The organism is Macromonas bipunctata, from assembly GCF_002837135.1.
GTDB classification, from domain to species: Bacteria; Pseudomonadota; Gammaproteobacteria; order Burkholderiales; family Burkholderiaceae_C; genus Macromonas_A; species Macromonas_A bipunctata.
In genome coordinates, this window is the sequence record NZ_NWBQ01000072.1 from 24,118 (window position 1) to 38,184 (window position 14,067).

Here is a 14,067-nt window from a genome sequence, read left to right on the forward strand (position 1 = left end):
CCCTGTGCGGTCTGCCACTCCGTTCTTGGTCGAACGCGTGGCAGGTAAACACCTGTTCAAACGGAGCCAAAAAATGGCTGAGACCTCTCCCACCCCCATCTCTTTATTCGTCGCCAGCATAGGCGATGTTGAGCAGTTGTGCGTCAAGGCACGACCAATGCACCGCTACCTTGGTACGCCGAACAAATTCATTCGATGGTTCAACGAAGCAATTCAGAAATTCAAACTGCAACAACACGTTGATTTTGAGTCAACCTTTGACCAACCTCAGAAATTCAAAGAAACGGTCAACAAAGACACAGGTTCAGAGCCCCCTTTTCTTGAAGACTTTTATTTTAGTCTAAAAATAGCAGTGATGTTGTCTGCTTCAGAAAAAACTCCCAATGCACTGCACTTGCACGCTTGTTTGTTGTCCAAAATCTATCCTGCTGCTGACGAATCGTTGGTGCCAACTGATTCTTCGGTCAATCTTGATAGTTCACATTCAGCGGGCTGTATCAATACTGAGCAATTAAAAACTATTAAAGGCATGATGGAAGAGCGTTCTCGACGCACTCAACAGCATCCGCAAACCATCTGGACAGAATTTAAGAAAAAATTCAAAATTTCCAGCTACTCTGATTTGCCGATGGAGAAATTTAATGAAGGTTGCGACTTTTTGCAAAGACCACATGCCCATGATGCTCAGCAAAATTCGTTCAAATTTGATGTCCCACCTGAAATTCAGAGTCTGGTCGAGCGCATGACTTTTTCTATTGTAGGTCACGGCATGGACTCTTTGAAATTGGCTATCCAAAGATATCTGGTTGAAAACAGCAAGCCACATGAATTGAGTAGTACTGATTACGTCCGAGGTTTGCTTTCTTCATTGTGCTTGAAAGAAATTCTGAGGTAGAAAGCCTTGTGCTGGGTGGTGTATTTTTGACAAAAACCACCATTACTTAGAGCTTGCATAAATTATTGGCAGATACTGGTGTAGCGCGCCAGTATCTGCTTTTTATTTGACTATACTCATTACATACACTTCAAATAATCAAGGAGTATTCATAATATGAGTATCAAGAAAAGTAAGAGAATAGTCATTGCCACTGTCAACGAAAAAGGCGGCACCGGTAAAACCACTGTAGCCATTAATTTAGCGACAGCATTATTTCGCCAAGGACGAGAAGTTGTGTTAATAGACGCTGACCCACAAGGAACTACGCGGGATTGGCGTGCATCCAGTCCTGAAAACATCAACTTACCACGAGTAATTAGAATTGACCGGCCTCAAGACTTACGTCCAAATGTCGCTGCATCGTCGGAAGAAATAATTGTCATCGATGGCCCGGCGAAGGCCGCAGAGATGTCAGCAGCAATTTTGCAGCTGGCCGATATTGCATTGCTGGTGATTCAACCATCGGGGGCCGATATTTGGGCTAGCGCCGCTGTAGTCAAACAAATCCAGTCTCAAAGAAAATACGGCGACAATCTACATGCTGCGTTCCTCGTCAACTGTGTAATTGCTTGCAGCAAGCTGGGCCGACTTGTAAAAAACGGCATGTGGAACGACTATGAAGATATCGAGCAATTCGAATCAGTCGTCAGTAACCGTGTGGCCTTTGCTACTTCACTCACCGATGGAGTTTCGGTTTTTGAGCTGCATGACTCGAATGCTCAGAGAGAAATTAACAACATCGTTCAAGAGATGGAGGCCGCACAATGGCTTTGAAAACGAAACCACTTGAGCTTGTCCGAGAAGACATCCCAACCGCAGTAGGGGTGGACGGTCAGGTTCGCATCAATCTCAATACCAGCCCCGAGTTACGCGAAGCGTGGAAGAAAGCGGCTCGCGCGCGTCACATGAGCGTAACGACGCTTATCCACTTGTCTGTTAGCGCTTATCTTGGTGAAGATGCGATACTCATTCAAGACTCATGAACTACTCACGCTATACTCAATTGCACTAACTCTAACGTATTGTTTAGGCGACTCGTATCCGGACTTCCAGTCCGTAATTCAGACTTACCAGCTTTAGTTAGTAGTTACGTGATAAAAAAATTTTTAGGTCATTCCATAAAAATAAAAGCCAGCACGAAAGCTGGCGTTTTTGAGTTGGATGATAGTTCAAAAAATCAATCAGCTTCCTTGACCTGATAATCCTTCAGGTTTGGCTGCTCCTTCAATTTTTTAAACCAATCTGGAGCGTTAGTGCCCGGGCCTGGACGACGCACCCAAGTTTCATCAGGATTTTCTGGATTGAAATAAGTATTGTATTTGCGGGTGCTATTTTTTTTGTTGTCATTATCCTCTTTAGACTTGTTGGGCTTGACAGCAGAAGTGGTATTATTTACAACTGCATTCAATTCTTTAAGTGAGAACAAGTCTAGCGGATTTAGGTTGTACTCTTGAATAAATTCTTTCACCTCCTTTACGTTATCAGCTCTCTCTTTTTGCTTGATTTCTTCTAAAAGGCGTTTTCGTTCAGCCAGTTGTTGTTCCAGCTCAGCAAGCTCGCGCTCAAGGTCAGCACGTGGTACTACGGACATAGACATACAATTGTTCTCCAAATGAAACCTGTATTCTATACGGGCCGGGCGGCCTCAAACTGAAGTGCAAACATCTTTTATCTAAAGTGTTGGCATGACAACTCAAAGAGCCAAGTACCAGCGACTGCTGCAGCTCAAAGACTGCACTCCTTTGTAGCAGGTTTTCGGGTCTGATAACTTGGGACTGCCATGAGGTCTGGTGATACATTGAAAGTGTCAGCACAGTCCAGCCAATCATGAAAATAGACAAACTGCGTGAATACTCGAGGTTCATTTCGTAAAAACACGAATTTTTCCACTGGAATGCCAGTTTTTCTCAGGCATACATCCAGTTCCGTTTTCATTTTTTGCGCCGAAGCACTTGCTCGCGTAACCATATCGCGAATAGGCCTTCAGAATGCTTTGGGCGTGTTACGCACCTTGGTGTGAATGCGCAACGGAAGTTCGGCATCCATCAATGCCAGGCCAACAGCATCAGTCGGTGTATCTAATAGCAGACCCAGATGCTCCAAACTGCCGAACACCTGCAACGCACGGGCCAGATAGGTAAGTGCTGTTCCCGGATGACCGGCTTCCAATCGACGTACGGTACTCACCGAAACGCTCATGCGTGAAGCTAGGTCCGCCTGCGAAAACCCACGACGGCGTCGCGCAAGTTCGATGTTTTTGCCCAGTGCTCTGATAGCCCGGTCTGCAGCTAAGTTGGGGGTAGTAACCATAAAATAAACATCCTTATAAGACGTATTATGCTGCGTAATCGTTCTTATGGGAGTGTTTGTGCAGGTGTAGTACAGGTTTCGCTCAAATAATCGTATCTTCATACGGTATTACGAAAATACGTTTAGAGCTGGCGAACTTACACCTTGCATGATAAACTCATTTATCATGGAACAAAAAAAGCACAACACTTTGCGCATCGTAAACGAGTTAGAAGCCATGCGCCAAGCTCGAGGTTGGACTCAAGAAGAGCTTGCGGCCAAGGCTTGCGTCAGCCGGATGACGGTGTCTCGGGTTGAATCAGGTTTTGACCCACGACTGTCCACCGTGTGGGACCTCACCCGAGCCCTTGGCTTAGAGCTGGTGCTAGTACCGCGAGAACTGACCCGAGAGGTTCAGGGTTTCATTCAGTCAGGTGGGCGTATCCTAGGGCAACCACCGGGCGTTGATGCTCCAAAGTCGATTGTGGACCTTTTGAGGTAATCAGCATGGCAACTGGTCTGAAATATTTACGTTTATATTTGCACGATGATGCCGGAGAGCGGCGAGCGATTGGACACCTCTCTGCCTTCGGGGATATGCTGCGAATCTCGTTCGACGATTCCTACATCACAGACCGTGACCGACCTACATTGTCTCTGCAGTACGTCGGGGCTACTGAATCAGATACCCAAGCTATTTTGCGTTCAAGCAAAGACCGTCGATTAGTGAGTAATGATGGACGTTGGCCTGCCTACTTTCAAAATCTGTTACCAGAGGGACATAATCGAGACCGATTGGCTAAAGAGCGAGGTTGTGATAAAGACGATGAATTTGAATTATTAGCTGCAGCAGGCCATGACTTAATGGGTGCAGTAGAAGTAGAACCTTTATTAGAAGGTGAAAGCGTCCCAACAGTTGTTGCCGAGTGGCATCAAGCGATGGGAATTCATGCGGCTGAGTCCGACTTGGTAGCTGTTCCTGTTGAAGATGCAGCAGCCATTCCAGGCGTTGTTTCTAAATTTTCAGCAGTTCAAGACGGCCGTAGGTATGTAGTTAAACGTAACGGTAGCGCAGGTAGCTACATTTTAAAGCTGCCATCAACTCGACACCCTGATTTAGCTGAAATCGAGTACAAAGGATTTCAATTATGTGAAGCACTTGGATTGAAATGCGCACGAGCTTTAATCATCAAAAAATCTGATGCTGAATTACCGGAGCATGTTCCATTTGAGCATCTTTTAGCAGTAGAACGATTTGACCGAACAGCAGCCGGTCGAATTCACATGGAGGAATTCGCACAAGCAATGGGGTTTACTCCAAAACAAAAATATGGCACTAATATCTTTAAGGATTACGGCCAAATACTTCGAGTACTAAACATGTACTCACTGCAACCTAAAGCGGATATTCAGGAATTTCTATACAGATTTGTGGCGTTTGTACTATTGGGTAACACTGATGCTCATTTGAAAAACTGGGCATTGCTTTATCCTGATGGGAAGAATCCGGTATTAGCTCCAGTTTACGACCCGGTAAGTGTCTCTAGTTTCTTCGAGTCAGCATCTCCTTTATACTACGCCATTAATAGAAAAATTGACGAGCATTTATGTAGAATGACTTGGTCTGACTTAGAAAGCTTAATGTATGCAGGGGGATTAAATCAGGTTTCTATTTTTATGAAAAAATGTAAAGAAGTTGTAAAGCGAGCACAAGCTGACTGGCCTGAGCTGCTTAAAGATGCACCTGCCAGTATGCAAAAAGAAATTAGCCAAAGATTACATGGTAAGGCCGGTTTGGCTAAAATTTAGGATGTGTTGTTACGAAAATATCGTAATATCGGGTACATGGGCACGCTGGTGCCGTGAGGTTCTGGATTCGTTGCTCAGACAAGCCATGCTGAGGTGCACCGCGCAAGCTCGACGAGGCAGTGCTGGAGTGTTTGACACAACGAACCAACGACAAGCCCTTGATAGTGGTGCAATTGCTGCAGCCTCATATTGAGGAGCAAGAACATGACTAAGAACCACACTTTTTGGGGGTAATATCATTGCCTCACAGCCACCGCCTGGCAGAAAATTTTTACTTCGACTTGCGTCTGTATAGGTCTTTTTTCTGAAGATTAGACAGGTACAAAGCGCTTTACCGTGCCACTTTCAGTGATGACCTCTTGGTCAAACTCAGCCATTGGCCGCAACCACGTGATGCTCTTATCTCCCCGCTCGGCCCGGTACAAAATGCCGGGTTGCAGTGTGGCCTCAATCATGCAATGCCCAACGACCGTATAGATTTCACCTTTGTAGTGTCGCAGTTTTTGTCCTGGTAAGAGGTGAGTAGGAATGGAAGATGAGATACTCATGGTGTGAGCTTGTCCTGTAATAACGGTTAGATTAAGAAATTAGGCGTGAAGAAATTTCGCTGCTTCCCCACTGTTACAGCAATCCTTGGCGTTGCGCTTCGTACCACACAAACGGCGAAAGAAATTTCAAGGTTTCAGGATGCTTGTTTTGTAAATACATCCTGTATTGCCGCTGACGCATTGTTTTGTGACTTGGGCTGTTCAATTTAAGCCGATGAATGGTACTGCTGGCCCTAACAGCCGTAGCTGCATCAAGTTCAGGATTGGGAAATATTTCACCACTGGCCAGATTCAGTAGAAAAGTATTGGGTTGAAGACCGATGGGGTCCAGCACATCGTCAAAGTGATGCTTGTTGCGGTTGGCACCGAGGCAAGACAGGCGATAATTTGACCACTCGTAAGCTTGGTGGGGATACTTGGACTTGGCCAGAAAATGGTCTGTGGAGCTCGCACCAATGACCCACTCAAAATAAATCGAGAGGTAGGCGCAAACACCACCGTAGGCCAACCACAACTGTTCAGACGAACGCGTCCAATAATCCTGAATCTCGGTTCCGCGTCGTAATGGCTCACCGATTGCAATACCCTTGGCAGCCAACCAGTGCAAACCGGGTTGCCTGACCCTGGCATCGAAATCAATGGGCTCTGGCTGGAGCTCGACCGGAATCATGTGAGCCAGCCCTTGGCCTTGCCTATGTAGCGCCAGTTGAACAAAAAGCTGTCGGTCGGCGGTAAACAGCGTACCAATGCTGCATGCACCTCTGCAACCTGTTGAGGGTCGGGTCGCGCAGTCTCCAGCAAAGCCGACGCTTGCTGAATCAAGGCCTCGTATTCGACGGGGCGACCACTGGACAGGTCAAAGGCCTCGCTGGTCAACCAACCCTCCACATCGCCGTGCCGCTCAAACGGACGTTGGGTCAAGACCACGCCGGTTTCCTCCAAATCCAAGTCCAACCAGCTGTCTTTCGCACTGTCGAAATGTGGTTCGGCCGAGGCCATCACCAGCGGCGAATGCGTCGTAGCAATCAGCTGCAACTGGGCTTCCGAGCTGTCGAACAGAATGCTGGCCACTTCCAACAGTGCGGGCACAATCTTGCGCTGCCACTGTGGATGCAGATGCGACTCCACCTCATCCACCAACAGCACCATCTGCCGCGTGGGCTGTTCGCGCAACAACTTGGCAGCCTTACCGTGTTCTTGCCAAGCCCAGACCAGCATGTACGCCAGCGCCAAAATGCGACGAATCCCCGACGAGGCATGCAACACCGGCACCTCTTGTCCGTACGGCATACGAACGGTCGGAATGTCGCGAACATCGTCCAAGCTGATGCGCGTGAGTGCGCCGGGGGTCAGGGATTCCTGGTCAGACGGTGACAGTACCGCCAACACCTTCTTCAAGACCTCGAAAGCCGCACTGTTTTCCTTTTGCCACGCCGCCCAGTCCAGCACCAAGCCCAAGCACAGCCGTTTGCCGTCTCGACCTTCCAGCCCGTCCCATACTTCGCTAGGATTGAACACGTAAGCGGGAAGCCTGTCCTGCACATCCGCACCGTCTTGCGTCAACCAATAATTGCGTGCGGGGTCCCACAGGGCAAAGCTGCCATCGGACATCGCATACACCACCAACCCAGCGTTGGCCGGTCGACCAGAACGCCCTGTCCATGCCTGTTCGCGTGCATGGTACTCACTGACGTAAGGTTCACCGGTATCCAGCGAAAAGCCAATGCTCGCTGGTCCATCACCCAAGGGCAATGCACAACGTCCCGACGCCAGCCGTGGATTGACCTCAGCCGGCCAACGGCGCGTCATGGCCCACCACGCGATGTCCAACAGAAAGCTTTTGCCCAGTCCGTTGTCACCCGTAACCAAATTCAACCGTGGGGCAAATTCCAGCTCCAGCTTTACTGCGGGCCCCACGTTATTCAATCGCAAATGCTTGAGCATTCAAAACCTTTTTGCATTTGTGTCATTCAAGATTATGGCGAGTGAACTATTCTTTATCCGTCGACGTTAATTCATCTCCGCTCATTTTACTCCAATTCGCTGGACGCTTGAGCTGAGTTCGACGGTTTAAAAGCGAAATAATTTCTGAGTTAGAAAACCACAATGCCTTCACCAGCTCTAATGTTAACTCCTCAAATTCATATCCACGTCCAAAACTGCCAGCGGCCACGGGCATCATTGCACAAACTTCATCGCAAAGTTGTTTGTGCTGCTGCAGTAACTGCTGCAATTTTTTCTCTGGTAATAATTCCATCTCCGTAGACTCAGTATCCTGCCCTAGTAAACGGTTTTTTTGCTCTTGCAAACTGGTCGCAGCAGTATAGAAATTTGACACCAATTTTTGCACACTAGCATCTTGCAAGAATTCTTTCAGATGAGGGTCTTGTGCGACTTCGGCTGCATAATGGTGTGCGGTACTTAAAATCTGCGTCAATCGTTGTTGTTGCCGTTGCCGCTCGAGCAATTGCTTGCGTTCACGTGCAGGCTGCAACACACGGGTCTCTATTCGTTCCATCAACTCGTCAAATCGTTCTTGACGACCCAAGGTGTTATCACGCAAGAGCTGTAAAAAATCAGATGGTATTTGTGTGCAGTCGCTCGAAAAACTCCCAAGGTACTGCTGCACCGACCGACCTCCACGCCCGCTGCTAGATTTCTCGTAGTGGTTGCAAAACAACGCAACGCTCTTGGGGCCAATTTTAAGTGAAACGGATTGGTTGATTTTTTGCGGTGGTAGATTAGATGATTCTTTATTTTTTGACATGGTAAGCTCCTTTAAAGATTGAATTAATTGTTAGATAATAAGTATAGGTGTTGCGTGCGATGATAATGCCTTGTCTGGTAGGTGTATACCAAGAAAATCCAACCCACAAGTCAAAGTCTACCCGTTAAGCACAGGAAGCCTGCTGTCTAATTACTGGATATTGACCCAGAGTCAACGCACAATGCCTCAGATTGCACTACCCGTTAAAATTTATTGAACGGCTCGGTCTACCGGGTATTGTGAATCGGTGATTTGGTAATGGCCTGCAACGGCAGTGAGGCAATTCGAGCAGACGACTATGACCATGCCAGTTTGCAAATAATACCCCATGCAACAAGCTTTAATTACCATATTGAGCAGAAATGCACCGGGACGGTAATGGTATTGATGGTGGGTTTTTTGGCGTATGCTGGTTTGAAAAACAGCCTATCGATGAAGAGCAGTGCCCCATGGGTTGCGCTGATTCCTGCTGAAATCAAAAACCAACCTGCATGATTTTTGAACCATAGTCGCGGTAGATTGTTGATGACAAACAACGCTGCAGCATCTGAAATAGCAGAGCAACCAGCATCTCGTTTGGCGACTCGGCGTATGCCAATTCATCCGCTAAACAAGAAGTTGCAACAGCAGTTCAAAAAGCAGTTGACCAGAGTATAAAAACGGTCTGCCAAGCCAGTTTAGAGGAGGCGAAATACGGGCCTGAAACCGCATTTTTGCACTTGAATTTTTTGTAGGGTACCCGACCTTGCCGACGTTAAGAGAGTCATATAGCCCCCCTGAGGCTGCCGACGTTTGTAGACTGTATTTTGCCGGAATATTGACCTCAGGACTACGGTGGCTTTTACAGTTCAGTGTTTACCGGCATTGGGGGCTGGATTTCATGCCTGAGCGGGTGACGTAATGCGGGTATTTGATGGGCCATTGCAGCCAGACCGACAAGCAAAATAAAGTTCAATTACAGCGGCCTGGAGATTGAAAATTTCAAGCCATTGGCATGCATTTTGACGGGCTCGCTGCCACCACATCAGCCCATATCCCGGCGTTCAACGCACGGCACCTGCATCGCTCCAAATTTGTGGCTCCAAGCCCCGCATGACAACCTGCACGACAACTGGGTGCCAACCGCAACATTGACCGACGACCCAGCTCACACCGTCAAAACGTAAAATATCATTCTCATCTTTTTTAAACCAAGTGACACCTCGCTCAACCAAAGGTGTGTGACCGTCCTGTTGCGACCATTTGTGCTTTACTTGTTTAGCATTCTCTGAGAAATGCCACATACCTTGAGCATTGGTGACGTGGCAAGCCGTACGCAAAGCCAGTCACCTGAGCTCTGGCCAAACGTTCAGGTGTCCACCGCACGACCATGTCACTGCGACTGACCACGACCCCATACCGTGAACTGCTGTGGAGTGGGTGCGAGCGCTGGAACCGCTTCTGGTCTCGCACTCGTTGAAACGTGCGGCCATTGGCCTCAACCAGTCTGGCACAAAAGTTCTCAGCCAGACATTAGATATCGATGGTGCTTGATTGGTGGTAAACATATTGCGGTGCATTCAATGTTGCCGGTAGAAAATCCCTCCTCGCACCCTAACTGCCTGGTCAAACAAATACCTATTATCGGGCTTACACCATGGATTAGATAACTTGGTCAGTCGACAGGCATTCAGTGAACAGACAACACTATACTTAATTTTAGGAGCTTATCGAATCGCCATGACTGAACAATACCAAAACCCAATGAATTTCACTACCATACAAATCCATCACTCAAGTACCACGGCATACAGATTAAGCCAACTGGCCAAAAGTAAAAATAGCGAAATCCGCCTACGTGTAGCTGAAGATACGAATACCCCAGCTGATGTATTGTCTGAACTTGCAAGAGATAACGTGAGGTGGGTGCGAGCCAATGTCGCCAACAATCCCAACACCTCAGCTACGGATTTAATTCGATTGTCCCAAGACACCGAACCTATCGTACGGGCTTGCGTGTCTAAAAATTCCAGTACCCCATTTGAAATCATTCAACAACTTGCCAGCGACCCAATTCCTTGGGTTAGACAATGCATTGCCGAGAACCCTCATCTGCTGTTGTCGAGCGCACACCAACCCATTTGCCTGATGGGCTTACATGGTAGTGACTTTGGTTCAATGCCAAGCGCAAAAGAAATTACGACAAAAAAGCCACCCGAAGGGTGGCTGGAGAGAAATCAAATATTGCCTGGTTTAAATTCACTCTTGGGAGAGCAGACTACATGATAGACGAAGCGGAATTTTCTCCAGACCTCAGCGTGTTTGGAATTTTGCCTGACGGCATCTGGGTCGGAAGCCCAAGCCAAGAACGCATCCTTTTGTTCTTTTGTCAACTGTTTCAAATCAATGCCGGAGACCATACTATTATTTCCTTTTTAACAACAAGCGATAGTGCTTGCAAATTAGTATAGAAACAAAAATACCGATTTTTGGTTAGATTTGAAGTTACGTGACACTATACCTAGATAGCTGAGGTCAAATTGGTGAGGTATCCAAAAAAGTGAGCGTGCGGTCGCAGATAGAGTTCGGTGTGGATTTATGGAGAAATCAGCGGGCTGGAGCGTAGGCAGCTGGTGGGCTGAAGAGGGGGGTAGATTGCTGGAATTGGCGCAAAAACAACAAAAATCTTGTTTAAGTTGGTAAAGGTGGTGATTTTGGTGGGTGTTTTGGTTTAGACATAACCTACATTATGTCCAATGCAGTACCATCCACGCATGAACAGCTTGACTTCTTTACTGCCAAGTGCACAGGTTTCGAATACGTCATCACCCGTCCCACGACCAGCGCTCACCGCTGCCACGACGGATGCCCAGGCGGTGGAGCTGTGGTTGGTCAAGCACAGCTCGGTGCCCAACACGTTGTCGGCGTACAAGAAGGAGGCCGAACGCTTGTTGTTCTGGCTGCACGACCAAGGCCTGACGCTCCAGGACCTCAAGTTGGAACACGTGCTGGCCTACGACGCTTTTTTGTTAGACCCACAGCCGCGGGAGAAGTGGTGCCTGCAGCAGCAGCCGCGCTACCTAGCACCAGGGGTGTTCAATCCGCAGTACCGCGAGGTGCGCAAGGTCACGCGTTACCTCAAGAGTGGCGAGCTCAATCCCGCCTGGAAGCCTTTTGTCGGTGGGCTAAGTGCTGCAGCGCACCGCCACGCGCTGGGCATTTTGTTTGGGCTGTACGAGTTTTTGGTTGCCACCGGCTATGTGTACGTCAACCCGTTTCGGGCTGCACGCAAGCGTTCGTCACCCCCAGTCAAGACGGTAGTGCGGTACGTTGAAAAGGAGGTGCTGCAAGCGGCACTGGCCGAGTTGGAACAGTGGCCTGAGGCGAGCGAGCAGGAGTTTCGGCGCAAGGAGCGGGCGATTTTTACGGTGCGGTTCTTGTGTTTGACGGGGTTGCGGCGTGCTGAACTGGCGGACATGCGCTGGGAGCACATTCACCAGCAGCGCGGGGAGTACTGGTTGCGTGTCCAGGGCAAAGGCAAACGTGGCGGTGATATTCCGCTGACCGAAGCTGCGGTAGCCACGCTCAACCGCTACCGTAAGTCGTTGTGGCGCGGTGAGTTCCTGGGTGACGACGTGGGGCCGGTACTGATGGACTTGAACGGTAAAAATGGGTTGGGCAACCAAGCGGTACACCTCATCGTGACGACCACCTTGCGCAGCTTGTCGGACCCACGGTTGCGAGAGGTCTCGGCCCATTGGCTACGGCACAGTGCGGCTTCCCTGATGTTGGATGCAGGAGTCCCATTGCAGGACGTGCGGGACAATTTGCGCCACAGCAATATCAGCACGACCAGCGGCTACATCCATACAAACCGCGAACGGCGTCATCAGCTCACCGCACAGCACACGATTTGACCAATGCCGCTACGAGGCACAGTCGCGGAAGGCCGTGTAAACCGTTGGCCAAGGACTATGCAACTCAGGGGCAACATCAGGCATTGCGGCGGCTTGCCAGAAAGCCGTCATCCAAAACGGAGCAAGAAATGAGCATTGATACCAAATCCGCTCACATCACACCCGTCGGCAGCAACGTGTTCGCTGACCTGGGCTTTGAACCAAAAGAAGCGGCAATGCTGAAGGCCGAATCACAGCGCATCATCTCCGAGAAACTGGCCATCAAAGAACGCCTTCAATCACCCCGTCCTAAAGGACGAGCTGAGACGGTGGTACAGTGACCACGTGTCGACCCTTGATGAAAAATGCGCATGTCCCTCCTACACCGCCTTCGCCGTACCGCCCTCGCCTGGGTCGCGTTTCCCGTGATGGCGTCAGCGCAAGGCCCCCAGCTCAGCCCACAGTTTGAGCGCTGTATGTCCAAATCGAATGGCGTCACGTTCGACATGCTGGAATGCATTGGGCAGGAAGTCCAGCGGCAAGATGCGCGGCTGAACAAGGCTTACAAAACGCTGATGGTTGACCTCAGCCCCGACCGCAAGAAGCAGTTGCGCGAGGCACAACGGGCTTGGCTGCAATTCCGGGATACCAATTGCGGTTTTTACTATGACCCGGACGGTGGTAGCAGTGCTCGGCTCAGTGGCAACGATTGCATCATGACGATGACCGCGCAACGGGCTCAAGAATTAGAAAATTTAACACCATGATACTTTCGCCTATCGACGTGTCCGTCCCAGTTCCAGGCCAAGTAGGTTGACGTATGAAGGCAACGACTCCAGTGCCATCAGCGTCACCCCCATTGTTGTATACCTACCGCCGTTGCCCGTATGCGATGCGTGCTCGGATGGCCTTGCTGGTGGCCAATGTCGCGTTTGACGCTCACGAAATCGTCCTGCGCGACAAGCCGGCTGCCATGTTGAACCGCTCGCCCAAGGGAACGGTGCCGGTGCTTGTGCTATCCAGTGGTCAGGTATTGGAACAAAGTTGGCATATCGTCGAATGGGCTCTCACACAGAACCACGCGACAGCCGAAGTCCAGTACTGGTGGCTCCAGGCTCAGACTCCAGACAACCTGGAATTGCTGCACCGCAACGATGAGGACTTCAAGTACCACCTGGACCGGTACAAGTATCCCGAGCGTTTTGCAACCTCAGGCAACGCTGAGGCCACCGACGAGCCAACAGGTCACCGTGACCAGGCGGTTAAGGTGTTGTTGGAGCCGCTGGAGCAACGGTTGGCCAAAGAGCCGTTTTTGGGTGGCACTCAGCCTTGCGCGACGGACTTGGGAATTTTTCCGTTCGTGCGACAGTTTGCTGCCATCGACCCACCATGGTTTGACAGCTTGCCCCTCGCGCACGTCAAGAACTGGCTGACATATTGGCTTGGGAGCCCGCTGTTCGAGGCTTGCATGCAGAAACTACCAAGCAACGTTACAACACCGTTTCCGGTACCCGTCGCAAAAGGCCTATGGTGACCACCATGAACTGGGAAGTGGTCAAGGTCGAAGTCCAAAGCGACGCCGTCTTGCGCGTGTGGTTTTGCGATGGCCTGGAAGGCGAGGTTGAGTTCTTGCCTTCAGCCTTTCGAGGTGTCTTCACCGGTCTCAAAGACCCGCAGGTTTTTCGTCAAGCGCGGGTACGAGATGGTGCATTGACCTGGCCCGGTGAACTGGACTTGGCACCGGATGCCATGCACGATGCCATTACTCGACACGGAAAGTGGGTGCTCGATTGAACCGAACGGGAAGTTTTACCGCCTAGACAGGGGTCGTCTCAGAATTCG

Annotated in this window: 18 protein-coding genes; 12 read left to right on the plus strand and 6 right to left on the minus strand. The window is 49.6% G+C overall.

All coding sequences use genetic code 11. The annotated features are described in order from the left end of the window. The first annotated feature begins 73 nt into the window (after positions 1-73). The 3 genes from CON76_RS10635 to CON76_RS12920 all read left to right on the plus strand — a co-directional run bounded on the left by CON76_RS10635 (position 74) and on the right by CON76_RS12920 (position 1,920). Positions 74-895, plus strand: coding sequence for an antA/AntB antirepressor family protein (locus CON76_RS10635; protein WP_145995421.1), 822 nt, complete (start codon positions 74-76; stop codon positions 893-895). 156 nt (positions 896-1,051) lie between these two features. Then, the gene (gene parA / locus CON76_RS10640; protein WP_101103335.1) at positions 1,052-1,711 is read left to right on the plus strand and encodes a ParA family partition ATPase; all 660 of its coding nucleotides are present in this window, start codon (positions 1,052-1,054) and stop codon (positions 1,709-1,711) included. Beyond that, on the plus strand, positions 1,702-1,920 hold the full coding sequence (locus CON76_RS12920; protein WP_145995422.1) for a hypothetical protein: 219 nt from the start codon (positions 1,702-1,704) through the stop codon (positions 1,918-1,920). Before parA ends, CON76_RS12920 begins: the two co-directional genes overlap by 10 nt. A gap of 194 nt (positions 1,921-2,114) precedes the next feature. Here CON76_RS12920 and CON76_RS10645 read toward each other — a convergent pair whose 3' ends face one another. Both CON76_RS10645 and CON76_RS10655 read right to left on the minus strand, forming a co-directional pair. Continuing rightward, a complete protein-coding gene (locus CON76_RS10645) occupies positions 2,115-2,534 on the minus strand; it encodes an H-NS histone family protein (protein ID WP_101103336.1) in 420 nt (139 codons plus the stop codon). 386 nt (positions 2,535-2,920) lie between these two features. Next, positions 2,921-3,247 carry a helix-turn-helix domain-containing protein gene (locus CON76_RS10655; protein WP_101103345.1) on the minus strand — a complete coding sequence of 109 codons (327 nt, stop codon included), beginning with the start codon at positions 3,245-3,247 and terminating at the stop codon, positions 2,921-2,923. Between the two features lie 166 nt (positions 3,248-3,413). Between CON76_RS10655 and CON76_RS10660 the strand changes: the two genes are divergently transcribed. Together CON76_RS10660 and CON76_RS10665 are read left to right on the plus strand one after the other, a co-directional pair. Then, positions 3,414-3,728, plus strand: a complete 315-nt coding sequence (locus CON76_RS10660; protein ID WP_205758228.1) for a helix-turn-helix transcriptional regulator — start codon at positions 3,414-3,416, stop codon at positions 3,726-3,728. A gap of 5 nt (positions 3,729-3,733) precedes the next feature. Next, complete coding sequence (locus tag CON76_RS10665; protein WP_101103337.1) at positions 3,734-5,035, plus strand: type II toxin-antitoxin system HipA family toxin; 1,302 nt, start codon at positions 3,734-3,736, stop codon at positions 5,033-5,035. 311 nt (positions 5,036-5,346) lie between these two features. On the opposite strand, the gene CON76_RS10670 is transcribed toward CON76_RS10665, so the two are convergent. The 4 genes from CON76_RS10670 to CON76_RS12925 all read right to left on the minus strand — a co-directional run bounded on the left by CON76_RS10670 (position 5,347) and on the right by CON76_RS12925 (position 8,350). Continuing rightward, positions 5,347-5,583 (minus strand): DUF1653 domain-containing protein, encoded by a 237-nt coding sequence (locus CON76_RS10670; protein ID WP_101103338.1) that lies wholly within the window; start codon positions 5,581-5,583, stop codon positions 5,347-5,349. A gap of 73 nt (positions 5,584-5,656) precedes the next feature. After that, positions 5,657-6,253, minus strand: a complete 597-nt coding sequence (locus CON76_RS10675; protein WP_101103339.1) for an HNH endonuclease family protein — start codon at positions 6,251-6,253, stop codon at positions 5,657-5,659. Further along, positions 6,250-7,527, minus strand: a complete 1,278-nt coding sequence (locus tag CON76_RS10680) for an AAA family ATPase (RefSeq protein WP_101103340.1) — start codon at positions 7,525-7,527, stop codon at positions 6,250-6,252. The genes CON76_RS10675 and CON76_RS10680 overlap by 4 nt, the downstream gene beginning before the upstream one ends. 46 nt (positions 7,528-7,573) lie before the next feature. Beyond that, entirely contained in the window at positions 7,574-8,350 is a 777-nt protein-coding gene (locus CON76_RS12925; RefSeq protein ID WP_145995423.1) for a hypothetical protein, read from the minus strand. 258 nt (positions 8,351-8,608) lie between these two features. Between CON76_RS12925 and CON76_RS12930 the strand changes: the two genes are divergently transcribed. The 7 genes from CON76_RS12930 to CON76_RS10705 all read left to right on the plus strand — a co-directional run bounded on the left by CON76_RS12930 (position 8,609) and on the right by CON76_RS10705 (position 14,019). Next, positions 8,609-8,845, plus strand: a complete 237-nt coding sequence (locus CON76_RS12930) for a hypothetical protein (protein WP_145995424.1) — start codon at positions 8,609-8,611, stop codon at positions 8,843-8,845. Positions 8,846-10,069: 1,224 nt separating this feature from the next. Further along, positions 10,070-10,615: a hypothetical protein gene (locus CON76_RS12935; RefSeq protein ID WP_145995425.1), complete on the plus strand. Its 546-nt coding sequence runs from the start codon at positions 10,070-10,072 to the stop codon at positions 10,613-10,615. Between the two features lie 590 nt (positions 10,616-11,205). Next, positions 11,206-12,246, plus strand: a complete 1,041-nt coding sequence (locus tag CON76_RS10685) for a tyrosine-type recombinase/integrase (RefSeq protein WP_169929042.1) — start codon at positions 11,206-11,208, stop codon at positions 12,244-12,246. A 128-nt stretch (positions 12,247-12,374) separates the two neighbouring features. Next, positions 12,375-12,566, plus strand: coding sequence for a hypothetical protein (locus CON76_RS10690; protein WP_205758229.1), 192 nt, complete (start codon positions 12,375-12,377; stop codon positions 12,564-12,566). Between the two features lie 135 nt (positions 12,567-12,701). Further along, entirely contained in the window at positions 12,702-12,992 is a 291-nt protein-coding gene (locus CON76_RS10695; protein ID WP_240592840.1) for a lysozyme inhibitor LprI family protein, read from the plus strand. A gap of 53 nt (positions 12,993-13,045) precedes the next feature. Next, positions 13,046-13,759 (plus strand): glutathione S-transferase, encoded by a 714-nt coding sequence (locus tag CON76_RS10700; protein ID WP_101103343.1) that lies wholly within the window; start codon positions 13,046-13,048, stop codon positions 13,757-13,759. A gap of 5 nt (positions 13,760-13,764) precedes the next feature. After that, entirely contained in the window at positions 13,765-14,019 is a 255-nt protein-coding gene (locus tag CON76_RS10705) for a DUF2442 domain-containing protein (RefSeq protein WP_101103347.1), read from the plus strand. Positions 14,020-14,067 lie beyond the last annotated feature (48 nt).